Genomic DNA, 15,403 nt, shown 5'->3' with positions numbered 1-15,403 from the left:
TGGGCCTATGCGCCATGCCTTTTATGCTTAAAACATTAACCCTATCGTTTAGGCTTTTGTTAAGCGTAGAAGGGGTAGGTTACCACCAAATCGTGGAATACACTGCTGATGGTGGAGCGTCCGCGCATGTCATCTCGCGAGCTTGAAATGAGCGACGATGGCTCCAGTGGAGCGTCGGTCATCGGTCCAGCAGGACGGCCGATGACAGAAAATGATCTTCCCCCTCCGGACACCAAGCGCTGGGTCATGCGGCGCAAGGCGGAGGTTGTGGCCGGCGTGCGTTCGGGGCTCATAAGCCTCGAGGAGGCGTGCCGCCGCTACACCCTGTCCGTGGAAGAGTTCCTGTCCTGGCAACGGCTGATCGACAGCCACGGCATGCGGGGCCTGCGCGCCACGCGGCTGCAGGACTATCGTGGGAACCAGCCGCCACCGTCCGTGCGCAGCCGCATGGCCAGCACCGCCGCCGAATAAGCGACTCTCGCTCGCCGTCCGACCGGACCAGACCGCCGCAGGCTCGCCCTGCGGCGTCGTTGTTTTGTGTCCTGGCGCGTTGTCGGCGGGCGTTTTCCAAAACGGGCGCTTTCTGCCCCGACATTTTGCGTCCCGGCTGCTTTGCAATTTTTACGTGGCAGGTATCGCTTTCGTTCTCGCCCCGCAAAGGTTAACGCTAAGCGACGGTGCAGCCACCCACGGGAGTCCGCCGACCGATGCGCTATCTTGACGACCTGACCCCGGGCGACCGCTTCACCGGCGGCCCGGTGACCGTGACGGAAGAGGACATCGTCGCCTTCGCGCGGCAGTTCGACCCACAGCCCTTCCACCTCGACCCCGAGGCGGCGCAGGACAGCGTCTTCGGCGGGTTGGCGGCGAGCGGCTGGCACACCGCCGGACTGACCATGCGGATGATCGTCACGGGGGATGGCGCGCTTGCCGGCGGCTTCGTCGGGATGGGGGTGGAGGACATCCGCTGGCCCAAGCCCACCCGCCCCGGCGATGTGTTGCGCATCGAGAGCGAGATCCTGGAGGTCCGTGTGTCGGCCAAGCGCCCCGACCGCGGCATCGCCCGCGTGCGCACCACCACCCTCAACCAGGACGGCGAGATTGTGCAGCAGATGACCGCGAATCTGCTCGTCCCCCGCCGCCGATAAAGACTGATGGCGCAAGCAGAGCCCCGAACGCGAACGACCCCAAACGCACAAAGGGCCGCCCGAGGGCAGCCCTTTTGTGCGCGTCGCTGTCGTGCCGTTGTCTTGGGAATGGTGGGCGCACAAGGACTCGAACCTTGGACCCGCTGATTAAGAGTCAGCTGCTCTACCAACTGAGCTATGCGCCCATTCCCATCCGGGCATCGAAACACCCGGCGGCGTAGAAAGGGGTCTGGGAATGATCCCTTTCGATCCGGAAAGTGATGGTGGGCGCACAAGGACTCGAACCTTGGACCCGCTGATTAAGAGTCAGCTGCTCTACCAACTGAGCTATGCGCCCATCACTTCTCGTTCACACCGGCACCGGAGCCTTCGTCTCTGCGTCAGGGGGTGCCTGACCGTATCGACTAGGGTTCCTGTCCGGCCAAGCCGTCGTCCCGGCCGGTGTGGCGCGGTTTATAACGAAGGGTCCGGGGCTTGTCGATACCAAAATGGATAGGATCGCATTTTTTTGCGGGGCTCATTCCGGCTCCGCACACACCCCTCAAAACCGCCCTCTTCGGCCGCCTTCTTTGACAGTCGGCCAAGCCCGGCGCTATCACCCTTCCCCAGCGGATGACGGAAAGGTTGGGGATCATGCAGGGCTGGACCGAGGGCTATGTGGGCGGGATCGGCTACATCCACGCCTTCTACCGGGAACTGTCGCCGGCGCTGCTGTCCTTCGCGCTGACCCTGCGCGGCTGGCGGTCCCCGATGGACCTCGCAGGGTCCTTCGCCTGCGCGGAGATCGGCTGCGGCCATGGGGTGAGCAGCGCCGTCCTGGCCGGCTGCCATCCCGACGCCCGGTTCGAGGCGGTGGACTTCAACCCCGGCCACATCGCCGGCGCCCAACGCCTCGCCGCCGAGGCCGGGCTGGGCAACGCCGCCTTCCGGGAGGAGAGCTTCGCCGAATACGCCCAAGGCGGGTCCAAGGACCTGGACATCGTGACTTTGCACGGCGTCTGGTCCTGGGTCAGCGCGGAGAACCGGGCGATCCTGGTGGACCTGTTGAAGCGGCGGCTGAAGCCCGGCGGGCTGGTCTTCGTCAGCTACAACGCCCTGCCCGGCACGCTCGCCTACATGCCGCTGCGCCGCGTCCTGGTCGAGCATTGCGCCGACCGCACCGGCCCCCTGCCGGAGCGGATCGAGGAGGCCGTGGCCTTCGCCAGCCGCCTGACCGCGCTGAACGCCGGCTGGTTCGCCCAGGCCGACGCGCTCCCGGCGCGGCTGGACTCGCTGAAACGCAAGTCGCCCAACTACATCGCCCACGAATATCTGAACCGCGACTGGACCGCCTTCTACCACGCCGACGTGGCGCGGGAGCTGGCCGCGGCCAAGCTGGACTTCGCCGGCCCCGCCGTCCCGATGGAGCAGATGGACGAGCTGTCCCTGCCGCCGGACGCCATGCCCCTGCTGGCCGAGGCGCGCGACCCGGCCTACCGCGAGACGCTGCGCGACCTGCTGACCAACCGCGCCTTCCGCCGCGACCTGTTCGTGAAGGGGGCGGAGCGGCTGACCGTGGCGGAGCGGCGGGAGCGGCTGCGCGCCACCTGCTTCGCCCTTCTGGTGCCGCCCGACGATCTGCCGGAAGTCGTGCTGGCGCCGGTCGGGCGCGTGCCCCTGCCGCAGGACCTGCACGGCCCGCTGGCCGAGGCGCTGTCCGCCGGCACGCCCACGCTGGCCGAGTTGTCGGCCCTTCCCGCCCTCGCCCGCCATGGCGAGGAGGCCGTGCTGCGCGCGCTGATGATCCTGACCAGCCTTGCGCTGGCGGCGCCCGCCCTGCCCGAGACCGGTCAGGCGGCGCGCGCGCTCCAGGCGGACCGCTTCAACGCCGCCATCCTGGAGCGCAGCCGCCGCGACGACATACTGGACACGCTGGCGTCGCCCGTCCTCGGTTCCGGCGTTGCGGTGTCGCGGCTGGAGGCGCTGTTCCTGCTGGCCCGACGCAACGGCACCGACCCCGCGGCGACCGCCTGGGAAGCGCTGTCGGCCGACGGGCTCGCCCTGTCGCGCGACGGCGAACGGCTCGACGGGGAGGAGGCCAATCTGGCGGAGCTGCGCGCCCGGTTCGACCGCTTCACCCGCCTGCGCCTGCCCACCCTGCGCCGCCTCGGCGTGGCGTAACCGGGAGGCGGCGCGTCAGGTCCGGAACCAGTCGAGGCAGCCGGTCGGCAGCAGCGTGTTGCTGACCAGCAGGGCGCCGTGCCGGTACAGCGCCGTCGGGCTGCCGGCCTCGCCCAGGTCGATGGCCCAAAGCTGTCCGGAGGGATCCTGCCAGACCGTCCGCCCGTCCACCGCCGCCACGGCGGCGAAGACGTCCGGCGCCGTCGTGCCGGGTTTGAACAGCACCATCACCGTCGTCATGCCCGGCGGCGGCAGAGCGGCGACCGGCCCGGCGACCAGCGCCGCCAGCGTCAGGACGACCGGTGAGACGCGGCCAACGCTGCCTCCTCCCCCGCTGCGCCGCAATCGCCAGCCCGCCGCGACGACGACGACGCCGAAGACGACGAACCACAGCAGGTCCCAGAGCAGCGGGTTCGCCGAATCCATGCGGATGCGGTGGATGCCGAGAATCCAATGGGACAGGACGCCGTCGATCAGGTGCCAGACGCCGAAACCGATCAGCGCGTTGGCGAACAGGAGACGGTCCGCCCCCGGTTCGGCGAAGCGGCGCCGGCTCCGCCACAGCAGCCACAGGCCGACCGCCGCGACGATGTACATCGCGGCGTGGAACAGGCCGTCCGCCAGGATCTGGACGCGGATGTCCTGCACGGCGGACGATTCGACGGCCGACAGCAGGTGATGCCACTGCAGCACCTGATGCAGCAGGATTCCGTCGAAGAAGCCGCCCAGCGCGAAGCCCAGCAGGTACCCCGCCCAGGGAAACCCCGTGGCCGCCCGCGCCGGTGAAGGAGAATACGCCGTGTCTGAGGACATGGCCGGACAACCGCCGCAAACACGGACGGGTTCCGGATTCGGCGCCCGAAGGGCTTCTCAGCCCCCGACCAGCCCAGCCTCGTCCGCCGCGCGGTCGAACTGGAGCGCCGCGAGGCGGGCATAGAGGCCGCCTTCGCGGACCAGCTCGGCGTGACGCCCGGTGGCGACGACGCGCCCCTGCTCCATCACCACGATCCGGTCGGCGTTCAGAACCGTCGCCAAGCGGTGGGCGATGATAATCGTGGTGCGCCGGGTCATCAGCTTGTCCAGCGCGTCCTGCACCATGCGCTCGCTCTCCGCGTCGAGCGCGCTGGTCGCCTCGTCGAGAAGCAGCACCGGCGGGTCGCGCAGGATGGCCCGCGCGATGGACAGGCGCTGGCGCTGGCCGCCGGAGAGGCGCACGCCCTTCTCGCCCAGGAAAGTGTCCAGCCCTTCCGGCAATGCCTGCAGGAACTCCAGCGCGTGGGCGGCCTCGGCGGCGGCGAGCACCTCCGCGTCGCTGGCGTCCGGACGCCCGTAGCGGATGTTCTCCCAGGCGTTGGCGGAGAAGACCACGGGGTCCTGCGCCACGAGGCCGAGCCGCCGCCGCACCTCCACCGGGTCGGCGTCGCGGACATCCACCCCGTCCAGTTTGACCGCTCCGTCCTGCGGGTCGTAGAAGCGCAGCAGAAGCTGGAACACCGTGGATTTGCCGGAGCCCGACGGGCCGACCAGGGCCACCGTTTCCCCCGGCTCGATCTCCAGGGAGAAGTCCTTCAGCGCCGCCCAATCCGGGCGCGACGGGTAATGGAAGCGCACGTCGCGGAAGGACAGCGCGCCTTGCGCCGGCTCCGGCAGCGCGCGCGGGTTGGCCGGGGCGCGGATTTCCGGCTCGGTGTCCAGCAGGTCGAACAGCCGCTCCGTGGCGCCGGCGGCGCGCTGGAGTTCGCCGGCGACTTCGCTGATCGCTCCGACGGAGCCGGCGACGACCACCGAATAGATGACGAAGGCCGAGAGTTGCCCCACCGTCAGCCGGCCGGCCAGCACGTCGTGCCCGCCGATCCACAGGATCAGCCCGACCGATCCGAACACCAGCACGATGACGATCATCGTCATGATCGCGCGCACCGTCACCCGCCGCCGGGCGGTGGCGAAGGCGTCCTCCACCCGCGCGCCGAACAGGCTGCGGTCGATGGTCTCGTGCGTGTAGGCCTGCATTGTGCGGATGGCGCCCAGCGTCTCCTCGACGAAGGAGCCGAGATCGGCGATCTTGTCCTGGCTGGCCCGCGACAGGGTGCGCACCCGGCGCCCCAGGATGATGATCGGCAGGATCACCACCGGCACGCCCAGGAACACCAGCCCGGCCAGCTTCGGCGAGGTCACCAGCAGCATCGCCGTGCCGCCCACGAACATCAGCGTGTTGCGCAGCGCGATCGAGACGGAAGAGCCGACCACGACCTGAAGCACCTCGGTGTCGGTGGTCAGGCGCGTCAGGATCTCGCCGGTCTTGGTGGTCTCGAAGAAGCCGGGGGAGAGCTTCACCACATGGCTGTAGACGGCGCGGCGGATGTCGGCCACCACCCGCTCGCCGATCCAGCTCACTAGATAGAAGCGTCCGAAGGTCGAGGCGGCCATCAGCACGATGACCACCAGCAGCACCAGCAGCGCCCGGTCGAGCAGCGCCGAATCACCCGCGACGAAGCCCTGGTCCACCAGGACGCGCATCCCCTGCCCCAGCCCCAGAACGGTCCCGGCGGCCACGGTCAGGGCCAGCATGGCGCCCAGGATTTGCAGACGGTACGGCCACAGGAAAGGAAACAGCCGGCGCAGCGGCGACAGGTTGCGGCGGCGTGTTGCTGCGATGGGCAACCCTTCGGACACCGGATCGGGCGTGACCGGATTGGACTTTGACGAATGACGGGACACCGAGGCTCCCCAGCAGCAGGACGGGCGGCAGGACGATGTGCAGATGTGCACGGGGGCAAACTCGGCATATAGCAAGGGGGAGGCCTATGAACAAGGTATGGTGTGGCCGCCGGATCAAACCGCGCAGGCACCAAGACACGGCGATCCGGCCGGCGGCCCCCCGTTCCAGAAGCGCTCCAACTCTCCGTGCATCCGCGTCTTTGTGGTGAAGGATGCCGCGGCATGCCGAGGCGGCGGTCGTTGGGGAACACCCGCCATTCCAGCGCAGGAACGCGGTTGCATCATGCCGCATGCTTTGCTATAGACCGCGCTCGCTTTGCAGGAACCCCGGCCATGAAGACTGATATCCATCCCGACTACCACGAGATCAACGTGGTGATGACCGACGGCAGCACGTTCAAGACCCGCTCCACGATGGGCAAGCCGGGCGATACGCTGCGCCTCGACATCGACCCGAAGTCGCACCCGGCTTGGACCGGCGTGCAGAAGCTGCTGGACACGGGCGGCCAGATCGCCAAGTTCAACAAGCGCTTCGCGAGCTTCGGCCTGAAGAAGTAATCTTCTTCGTCCGCAAAACGAAATGGGGCGTCCGGTCCGCCGGACGCCCTTTTCGCGTTTGCGGCTTTTGAGAAAGCCGGCCGTCAGCCGGCCAGAGCCACCGCGTCGCGGGCGCGCTCGTCCAGGCGGGCGACGCGCATGTAGAGCCGGTGGCTGCGCTCCAGAAGGCTGCGCAGGCCCTCCGGAAGCTGCTCGTTGTCGGGGCCGGAGGGGTCGGTGCAGATGTCTCCGCCCGACAGGGCGAAGTCATCGCTCGCCGCCTGCTCGCGGGTCATCTCCCCGGCGTGGACGGCCTTCTGCGCCAGAAGCCAGGCCATGACCTGGGTCAGGCGGCTGGTCACCCGCATGGATTCGTACGAGATCTGCAGCCGGACATGGGGCGGCAGCGCCCGATGGCTGGCGGCGTCATGATAGGCGATGTAATTGCGCGCCTCGATCAGCAGCGCCATCGTCTCGTCATAAGTTCCGTTGAAGAAGGTCGGTGTTTCCATCACGGCCGTACCCCTCCCGCGGCCGGATGGCCCGATTCCGAGCCTCGCCGCAACTGATTAACAATCGATGAGTGGTTATGGACCCCCGCCGTCCGCCCTGTGGGCGGGGGTGGCGCGGCCCGGCGATTTTCAAAAAGCACCCTCTTGAACAGGCAAGTCGCTCGCTTATCTGTCGCGGTGTCGGCGGACGCCCAGTTGGGGTTCGCCGGAACCGCAAGCCGGGAGACCGACGATGATCGTGGTCTCCGATCGCTGTATCGCTCATCTGGAGGATATGTCATGCGCTCCTACGACCTTTCGCCCCTGTTCCGTTCGACCGTCGGGTTCGACCGCCTCTCGCGTCTCCTGGAGAACGCGATGACCGGCGACGAGGCCGCCGCGTCCTACCCGCCCTACAACATCGAGAAGACGGGCGACGACGCTTACCGGATCACCATGGCCGTCGCCGGCTTTGGCCCGGAAGACCTGGAGATCACCGCTCAGCAGAACTCTCTGGTGGTCACAGGAAAAGCTAAGAAGGAACAGGAGACCGGCCAATTCCTCTACCGGGGTATTGCCGGCCGCGCTTTCGAGCGCCGCTTTCAGCTTGCCGACTTCATCAAGGTGGGCAACGCCAATCTGCTGAACGGGCTGCTCCACATCGATCTGGTGCGCGAGGTGCCGGAGACGATGAAGCCGCGGACCATTCAGATCGGCACCAACGGTACGGCGAAGCCCGCGCTGACCCAGCAGGCCGCGTAACCGGAAACCTCCACACGTCGGCACGGCGCTCCGGGAAACCGGGGCGCCGTTTTTGCGTCCGCAGGAAGGTCTCGCCGTCTCCATCATCCGTCGGCCATGACCCGGCCCGGCGGCAAGGCCACCGTCACCGTGGTCCCCTGCCCCGGCGCGCTGTCGATGCGCAGCCTGCCGCCATGCGCCTCGACCAGCCGTTTCGAGATGGACAGGCCGAGCCCCATCCCCTCGTAGCGCCGCGCCATCGACTGGTCGACCTGGACGAAGGGGGTCATAGCCTTCGGCAGATCCTCCGCCGCGATGCCGATCCCGGTGTCCGTCACCGCCAACTCCAGCCCGCCATCCCCCCCGCGACGGGCACGGATGAGGGCGGGTTCGCCCGGATTGGAGAATTTGACGGCGTTCGACAGCAGGTTCACCAGCACCTGCCGCAAGCGCAGCGCGTCGCCGGTCACCGTCGGCAAGCCATCCTCCAGATCGAGGTGGATCGGCACGCCGCGTTTGCCCGACTGGATGGCGACGAGAGTCAGCGCCTCCCCCACCAGGGCGGACGGATCGACGGGGGTTTCGTTCAACCGCAGCCCGCCGGCCTCGATGGTCGTGATGTCCAGGATGTCGTCGATGATCGCCAGCAGATGCTCGCCCGACTGGCGGATCGAGCCGGCATAGTCGATGTAGCGGTCCACCTCCGCCGCGCCGAGCAGCCGCATTTCGATCACCTGGGCGAAGCCGATGACCGCGTTCAGCGGGGTCCGCAATTCGTGGCTCATGACCTGGAGGAAGGTCGACTTGGCGCGATCCGCCGATTCGGCGGCCTCCTTCGCGGCGATCAGGTCGCTTTCGCTCCGCTTGCGCGCGGTGATGTCGCGGATGATGCCGGTGAAGACGCGGCGCCCTCCCGTCTCGACCGCGCTCACCGACAGTTCGATGGGAAAGCGGTCGCCGTCACCGCCACGCACCGCCACGGCCTCCCGCACGGCCCCGGCGCCGTGGGCCTCGCCGCCCGGCTGGTAGACGGTCAACCCACCATCCTGCAGCAGCGCGCCGATGTCCGGGATCAGCCGGTCGATCCGGCTCCACAGCATGTCGGCGGCCGGAATGCCGAACATCGCCTCCGCCGCCGGGTTGAAGCTGTGGACGATCCCCTCCCCGTCCATGGTGACGATGGCGTCGGCCGCGGCGTCGACGATGGCGTTGGTCCGGGCTTCCGCCATCAGCAGCGCGTCGACAGTCCGCACATACTCGGTCATGTCGGACAACGTGCCGACCCAGCCCTGCACCCGCCCGTCCGCGTCGGTCAGCGGCGAGCCCTGGCACAAGGCGAAGGTGACGGCGCCATCGGCTCCGCAGAACCGCACATTCAGCAGAATCGGTTGCCCCGACACCGCTGCCTCCCCCCAGTCCGCCTCCAATCGCGGGCGGTCATCCGGATGCAGCGCCGCGCGCCAGCCATGACCATGCGGGGCGTCGGGCGGCAACCCGGCGATGGCGGCGAAGCGCGGGTTGGCGGAAACGATGCCGCCGTCGCGATCCGTCTGGAAAATGCCGACCGGGGCGGAGCGGGCCAGCGTCTGGTAGAGCGCTTCGCTTGCCCGCAGCCGCTGTTCGGCCTCCACCCGGTCGGTCACGTCCCGGGCGTTGAGAACGATTCCCCGAACGTCGGGATCGTCCAGCCGGTTCTGCGCCATCGCCTCTATGTGCCGCCATCCACCCGCCGCGTGGCGCAGCCGGCAGGCGAAGGGACCTTCGGCCTCGCCGGAGGGCTTGTCGTGGGACAGGCGCCGGGCAGCCTCCGCGCGGTCGTCCGGGTGCACGCACTCCAGCGCGAACGTCCCCCGAAGCGCTTCCGGCGGAATGCCAAGCACGCGCAGAGACGCGGCTCCCACATCGGCGAATCGACCGTCCGGCGACACCACGGCGACGAAATCGCCGGCGTTCGCCATCAAAGCATGAACATACCGCTCAAGACTCCGCACCGCTCACCATTCCGCACCGCCACTCCGATGCAGATTAGTAAGACGCGAATCCGTTAACGATTCATGACGCCATTGTAATGGTCTAAGAAATAGCCGCTTCAGCGCGCAGAAAACCGCGCGGCGAAAGCATCTGTGGTTGCGTTTGGTGCTTCCGTCATAACCATATGGCCTATGCCAGACAGCAGAATGACTTCAGAACCACTCACTTTGGCGGCAAGCGCCTTGCCGGATTTCGCCGGGGTCATACGGTCGACTCCGCCCAGCAGGAACAGCGCCGGGCAGGACACCGCCGCCGCCGCCTCGCCGCCGCGGACATAGGCGTTGCAGGCGCCCAGATCGACGCCCAGCACACCGGGCCGCGCCCGCTGCATCAGCCGCCGCCCGCCGGGGAGCAGCGACAGTCCGGGCGCCGCGGCGCCGCCGACATGCCCGCGCGGCCCGTGCCCCCAGCCGATGACCAGCTCGATGGCGGACGGGTCGTTCAGCGCCGCGGCGGCGAGCAGGTCGGGATGGACCGGCATCGTCTCCGCCACCCCCAGCAGGGCCAGCGATTCGACGCGGTCGCCGTGCCGCGCCGCGGTTTCCAGGGCCACCAGAGCGCCCATGGAATGACCGGCGAGCGCGGCCTTCGCCACCCCCGCCGCGTCCAGCAACGCCACGATCCAATCCGCCAACGCCTCGATGGAGGGCAGCGGCGCCCCGGTGGAACGGCCATGGCCCGGCAGGTCAACCGCCAGGACCGACCGCCCATGATGGGCGAGGTGGCGGCTTTGCAGGCTCCACACCGTGTGGTCCATGCCGGCGCCATGGATCAGCACGATCACCGGCAGCGTCGGGTCGAAGGGACGTCCGCCGGTGTGGGCGTAGACGGCGTGGCCGTTGACGGTCAGGTCCATGGCAGCCTCCTCACGCCTTCGTCGCGGCGCGCAGCGCCTGGCGCAGATCGTCGATCAGGTCGTCGCAATCCTCCAGTCCGATGGACAGGCGGATCATGTCCTCCCCCACCCCCGCGGCGGCGAGCGCCTCGGCGTCGAGCTGGGCGTGGGTGGTGCTGGCGGGATGGATGACCAGCGACTTGGCGTCGCCGACGTTGGCGAGGTGGGAGAACAGCACCAGCTTCTCGATGAAGCGCCGCCCGGCCGCCCGGCCGCCCTTGATGCCGAAGGAGATGATGGAGCCGGCGCCGTGCGGCAGGAGCTGCGCGCGCAGCCGGTGGTCGGGATGGTCGGGCAGTTCGGGATGGGTGACCCAGGCGACGGTGCCGTTCTCCGCGTAGGCCTCCGATTCGAGGAAGCCCAGCACCTTGCGGGTGTTGTGGATGTGGCCCTTCATGCGCAGCGGCAAGGTTTCCACCCCCTGGAGGATCTGGAAGGCGTTCATCGGGCTCATGCAGGCGCCGAAGTCGCGCAGCCCCTCGGCGCGGGCGCGCATGACGAAGGCCGCCGGCCCGTACTCCTCCGCGAAATCGATGCCGTGATAGCCGGCGTAGGGTTCGGTCAGGGTCGGGAACTTGCCGGACGCCTCCCAGTCGAAGGTGCCGCCGTCGATCACCACCCCGCCGATGGCGACGCCGTGCCCGGCCAGCCACTTGGTGCAGGAATGCATGACCAGATCGGCGCCGAAACTCAGCGGCTTGCACAGATAGGGCGTGACGAAGGTCGCATCGACCATCAGCGGCAGACCGGCCTCATGCGCGATGGCCGACAGGCGGGGGATGTCGAGCACCTCCAGCCCCGGATTGCCCAGCACCTCGCCGAACAGCAGCCGCGTCTCCGGCCGGATGGCCGCACGGAAGCCGTCGAGGTCGCGCGGATTCACAAAGGTCGTGGTGATGCCGAATCGCGGCAGCGTGTAGGCCAGCAGGTTGCGGCTGCCGCCGTAGATCGAGGAGGAGGCGACGATGTGCCCGCCCGCGTCCATCAACGTCATGATGGCGAGCGTCAGCGCCGCTTGGCCGCTGGCCGTGCAGACCGCGCCGACACCACCGTCCAGAGCCGCCAGCCGCTCCTCCAGCACTGCCACCGTGGGGTTGGAGATGCGGGAATAGATGTGCCCCGGCCGCTCCAGGTTGAACAGCGAGGCGGCGTGGTCGGTGTCGTCGAAGACGTAGGACGTGGACTGGTAGATCGGCACCGCCCGCGCCCCGGTGGCCGGGTCGGGCCGCTGGCCGGCGTGCAGGCTCAGCGTGTCGAACTTGAGGAACTTGGCGTCGGCCATTCCCTTCCCCCTGAAAAAGGTAAGGGCCGCCCGTGGTGCGAGCGGCCCTCTGCTGCTTCGTTTTTTTGCCTGCCCTGCTCAACTCGGTGAGCTGATTTGCGGGGAGGGTATGGCTGGATGACGCAAAGGTCAAGTAGTGGCTTTCCGAAAGTTGCCATGGATTTCGAAGCAACTCTTCGGTGCAAATCACTCCACTCCGACCATCGTCTCCTCGGCCAGCCAATCGACCACCTGGGCCAGGGCCTCCCAGCCGGTGGCGCCCTGCTCCAGCGCCTCGCGGTAGATGGCCACCTGACGGTGGGCGCTGGTGCCGCGCCGAATGATGTCGCGGGCGTTGGCGACCTCCGCCACGCAATCGAATCGCTCAGCGTCCTCGCGGGTCAGCTCGATCAGCTCCTCCATCAGGTCGGCGTAGGGAACGATGGTGCCGCGCCCGAAATCGACCAGCCCCTCGTCGAGGCCGTAGCGCTGGGCGCGCCAGCGATTCTCGCCGATCAGCAGGTTCTTGTAGGGCCGCCACGTCACGTTCGTCAGCCGCAGCCGCCACAGCATCCGCAGCAGGCAGCGGAACAGCGCCGCCACCGTCACCGCGTCGTCAAGGCGGGTGCAGACGTCGGTGATCCGCATCTCCAGCGTCGGGAAGCGCTGGGACGGGCGGATGTCCCACCACAGCTTGCTCGCGTCCTCGATGATCCCGGCGTTGACCAGGACATTCACCTGCTGCTGGTACTCGCCGAAACTCTGGAAGCTGTCGGGCATGCCGGTGCGTGGCAACTCGTTCCACACCGCCAGCCGGTAGGATTTCCGCTGCATGTCCTGCCCCCGCCAGAAGGGCGAAGAGGTGGACAGCGCCAACAGATGCGGCAGGAAGTAACGGACCTGATTCATCAGGTCGATGCGCAGGTCGTCGTCCTCGATCCCGACATGAACGTGCATGCCGCAGATCATCAGGCGCCGCGCCGGGGCACCAAGGTCGCGGGCCAGCATGTTGTAGCGGTCGCGGTTGGTGTGCTTCTGCGGCTCCCATGCGGCGAAGGGATGGGTCGAGGCGGCAATGGGCGCCAGATTGTGGGCGCGCGCCACCCCGGCCACCGTCGCGCGCAGCCGCGCCAGCTCCGCCCGCGCCTCCTTCAGGTCGGAGCAGACCGGCGTGCCGACCTCGATCTGGCAGCGCAGGAATTCCGGATGGATCTGGCCCGGCGCCTGCTCCTGGCAGGCCTCCAGCATCTCGTCCGGCGGGTTGCGCGCGATGTCCCGCGAGCTGCGGTCCACCAGCAGATACTCTTCCTCAAGCCCCAGCGTGAAGGCCGGCTCCATGAACGCTCACTCCCGCGGGAACAGTTTGATTTCGTAGAGGCCGGGGTCGGCCAGGATCGGCTCCAGCGCGTCGCCCAGCACCGTCGCCCACAGCTCCGCCCCCTCCGGCGTGGCGATCAGGTCCTGGCGGACCTCGACCAGGACGTTGGGCAGCCCGGCGGGAGTCGCGTGGCTTTCCACCGTGCCGCCCAGGGTCGTTCGGCCCGAATAGGGTTCGTTGTCGCCGACGCACCAGCGCCCATCGGCGCGCAGCCGCGCGATCATCGGAATCGGAATGCGCGGGTCGTGGTCCCACAGGATGCCGACGTGCCAGGGCCGGGCGACACCGCGCATGGCGGGCGTGAAGCTGTGGATCGACAGCAGCACCGGCACCTGCCCGCGCTCGCGCCGCCGGGCGACCTCGGCGGCGACGGCCTCGTGATAGGGCCGGAAGATGGCGTCGATCCGGCGCTCCTCCTCGGCCCGGTCCAGAGCACGGTTGCCGGGGATCACCACGTCGTCGCTGACCACCGGGATCGCCGTGGGATCGTCCAGCGCGCGATTCGGGTCGATCACCAGCCGGGAATAGCCGGACAGCACCGCCGTCGCGCCGAAGCGCTCCGACAGCCGCCGCGTCACCTCCGCCGCGCCGATGTCGTAGGCGATGTGCCGGCACAGATTCGCCTCGTCCAGCCCCAGCGTCCCCAGAGCCTTCGGAATGGCGCGCGAGGCGTGGTCGCACAGCAGGAGCACCGGACTGTCCGACTCCGGGCGCAGCACGGTCACCGGCGGCGGATCGTCGGGACCCAGCAGCGGTGGGGCCGGCGCGGCGCGCGGCGGCGACGGCAGGGTCACCGGTCGGGGGTGTTCGGCGGGCTTGCAGGGGGATCGCTGCGTCATGATGGCACAGTATTGCAGGGTCTCGGTCGCAGCGGAAGTTCCCGCCGGTGGGTCCGAGGGCAACGGTCGGGACGCCGGGATGATCCCGTCGTCGCGGCAATGTCCCACAATCCGGGTCCTCCGCAGACGTGCCATGCGGTGGGGGAACATGGCGCCCGCAGGTTGCGTCCGTTATAACGGACGCCATGCCGGACGCCAGCACCCTCGCCCCCGTCGCGCGCGTCGACTCCGCGCAGCGGATCGCGCTGATCGCCCTTCTCACCGGAGCGTTGGGCATCGCCTTCGCCCCGATCTTCGTGCGCCTGTCCGAACTGGGACCAAGCGCCACCGCCTTCTGGCGGCTGGCCTTCGCCATTCCCGCTCTGTGGGTCTGGATGGCCATGGAGCCGAAGGGCGGCGCGCGCTCCCGCAAACCGTCGTCGCTCAACGACTACGCCCGGCTGAGCGCCGCCGGACTGTTCTTCGCGGGCGACCTCGCCATCTGGCACTGGTCGATCCGCTACACTTCCGTGGCCAACTCCACGCTGCTCGCCAACTTTGCGCCGATCTTCGTGACGCTGGTGTCCTGGCTGGTGTTCAAGGAGCGGTTCAGCCGGACCTTCCTCACCGGACTGGCACTGGCGCTGTGCGGCGCCATCATCCTGATGGGGCAAAGCCTGCAGCTGAGCCCCGACCATCTGTTCGGCGACGCCCTGGGGCTGCTGACCGCGGTGTTCTACAGCGGCTACTTCCTGATGGTCGGCCGTCTGCGGGCGGAGTTCTCCACCGCCACCATCATGACCTGGAGCGGTGTGGTCACCGGCCTCGCTCTGCTGCCCATCGCCCTGCTGTCGGGGGAGAGCCTGATCGCCGGCTCGCTCGGCGGCTGGGGTGTGCTGCTGGGGCTCGCCCTGGTCAGCCATGCCGGCGGCCAGAGCCTGATCGCCTACGCGCTGGCCCATCTGCCCGCCGCCTTCTCCTCCGTCAGCCTGCTGCTCCAGCCGGCCGCGGCGGCGGTGCTGGCCTGGGCACTGCTCGCCGAGCCGCTCGGCGCGTTCCAGGCGGTCGGCGGCACCGTGGTGCTGGCGGGAATCCTGGTGGCGCGGCGCGGGAGCCGATGAAGCGCTGCGGCAGACGCAGACCATACGCCGCCGTCCGGATGCGAGTTGACGTGATTTGCCCGACTCGGGTACGACCTATGACCGATTGCTGATGAAAGGGCATG

14 protein-coding genes and 2 tRNA genes are annotated in these 15,403 nt (G+C 68.6%); 6 read left to right on the top strand and 10 right to left on the bottom strand.

The annotated features are described in order from the left end of the window. Positions 1 to 108: 108 nt before the first annotated feature. Positions 109 to 471 carry a CtrA inhibitor SciP gene (gene sciP, locus ACWPN7_RS22675; protein ID WP_425321498.1) on the top strand — a complete coding sequence of 121 codons (363 nt, stop codon included), beginning with the start codon at positions 109 to 111 and terminating at the stop codon, positions 469 to 471. Positions 472 to 707: 236 nt separating this feature from the next. After that, entirely contained in the window at positions 708 to 1,148 is a 441-nt protein-coding gene (locus ACWPN7_RS22670; RefSeq protein WP_038526841.1) for a MaoC family dehydratase, read from the top strand. 109 nt (positions 1,149 to 1,257) lie between these two features. Here the strand turns inward: ACWPN7_RS22670 and ACWPN7_RS22665 are convergent. Further along, positions 1,258 to 1,333: transfer RNA gene (locus ACWPN7_RS22665), tRNA-Lys, on the bottom strand. A gap of 76 nt (positions 1,334 to 1,409) precedes the next feature. Continuing rightward, positions 1,410 to 1,485: transfer RNA gene (locus ACWPN7_RS22660), tRNA-Lys, on the bottom strand. A gap of 296 nt (positions 1,486 to 1,781) precedes the next feature. On the opposite strand from ACWPN7_RS22660, the gene ACWPN7_RS22655 reads away from it, so the two are divergent. After that, entirely contained in the window at positions 1,782 to 3,308 is a 1,527-nt protein-coding gene (locus tag ACWPN7_RS22655) for a class I SAM-dependent methyltransferase (RefSeq protein WP_459196415.1), read from the top strand. Positions 3,309 to 3,323: 15 nt separating this feature from the next. On the opposite strand, the gene ACWPN7_RS22650 is transcribed toward ACWPN7_RS22655, so the two are convergent. Next, positions 3,324 to 4,121, bottom strand: coding sequence for a DUF2243 domain-containing protein (locus ACWPN7_RS22650; RefSeq protein WP_149648482.1), 798 nt, complete (start codon positions 4,119 to 4,121; stop codon positions 3,324 to 3,326). Positions 4,122 to 4,178: 57 nt separating this feature from the next. Next, on the bottom strand, positions 4,179 to 5,981 hold the full coding sequence (locus ACWPN7_RS22645) for an ABC transporter transmembrane domain-containing protein (RefSeq protein WP_459196612.1): 1,803 nt from the start codon (positions 5,979 to 5,981) through the stop codon (positions 4,179 to 4,181). A gap of 378 nt (positions 5,982 to 6,359) precedes the next feature. Here ACWPN7_RS22645 and rpmE point away from each other — a divergent pair, with 378 nt between their 5' ends. Then, positions 6,360 to 6,584 carry a 50S ribosomal protein L31 gene (gene rpmE, locus ACWPN7_RS22640; RefSeq protein ID WP_014241009.1) on the top strand — a complete coding sequence of 75 codons (225 nt, stop codon included), beginning with the start codon at positions 6,360 to 6,362 and terminating at the stop codon, positions 6,582 to 6,584. A gap of 83 nt (positions 6,585 to 6,667) precedes the next feature. On the opposite strand, the gene ACWPN7_RS22635 is transcribed toward rpmE, so the two are convergent. Further along, on the bottom strand, positions 6,668 to 7,075 hold the full coding sequence (locus ACWPN7_RS22635; protein ID WP_038526833.1) for a DUF1465 family protein: 408 nt from the start codon (positions 7,073 to 7,075) through the stop codon (positions 6,668 to 6,670). Positions 7,076 to 7,354: 279 nt separating this feature from the next. Between ACWPN7_RS22635 and ACWPN7_RS22630 the strand changes: the two genes are divergently transcribed. Further along, on the top strand, positions 7,355 to 7,816 hold the full coding sequence (locus ACWPN7_RS22630; RefSeq protein ID WP_038526830.1) for an Hsp20 family protein: 462 nt from the start codon (positions 7,355 to 7,357) through the stop codon (positions 7,814 to 7,816). A gap of 83 nt (positions 7,817 to 7,899) precedes the next feature. On the opposite strand, the gene ACWPN7_RS22625 is transcribed toward ACWPN7_RS22630, so the two are convergent. From ACWPN7_RS22625 to ACWPN7_RS22605, 5 genes are all read right to left on the bottom strand, one after another. Then, a complete protein-coding gene (locus ACWPN7_RS22625) occupies positions 7,900 to 9,786 on the bottom strand; it encodes a sensor histidine kinase (protein WP_459196414.1) in 1,887 nt (628 codons plus the stop codon). Positions 9,787 to 9,884: 98 nt separating this feature from the next. After that, on the bottom strand, positions 9,885 to 10,682 hold the full coding sequence (locus ACWPN7_RS22620) for an alpha/beta fold hydrolase (RefSeq protein WP_492273447.1): 798 nt from the start codon (positions 10,680 to 10,682) through the stop codon (positions 9,885 to 9,887). 10 nt (positions 10,683 to 10,692) lie between these two features. Further along, a complete protein-coding gene (locus ACWPN7_RS22615; RefSeq protein ID WP_200476043.1) occupies positions 10,693 to 12,003 on the bottom strand; it encodes an O-acetylhomoserine aminocarboxypropyltransferase in 1,311 nt (436 codons plus the stop codon). 186 nt (positions 12,004 to 12,189) lie between these two features. Beyond that, positions 12,190 to 13,320, bottom strand: coding sequence for a carboxylate-amine ligase (locus ACWPN7_RS22610; RefSeq protein WP_137114847.1), 1,131 nt, complete (start codon positions 13,318 to 13,320; stop codon positions 12,190 to 12,192). 6 nt (positions 13,321 to 13,326) lie between these two features. Next, on the bottom strand, positions 13,327 to 14,199 hold the full coding sequence (locus tag ACWPN7_RS22605) for an N-formylglutamate amidohydrolase (RefSeq protein ID WP_103041388.1): 873 nt from the start codon (positions 14,197 to 14,199) through the stop codon (positions 13,327 to 13,329). 185 nt (positions 14,200 to 14,384) lie between these two features. Between ACWPN7_RS22605 and ACWPN7_RS22600 the strand changes: the two genes are divergently transcribed. After that, positions 14,385 to 15,299, top strand: a complete 915-nt coding sequence (locus ACWPN7_RS22600) for a DMT family transporter (protein WP_103041387.1) — start codon at positions 14,385 to 14,387, stop codon at positions 15,297 to 15,299. Positions 15,300 to 15,403 lie beyond the last annotated feature (104 nt).

The sequence above is a fragment of the Azospirillum sp. UENF 312511 genome, from assembly GCF_058780635.1.
Note: the sequence above shows the minus strand (reverse complement) of the source record. Positions and strands in the feature narration are given on the sequence as shown.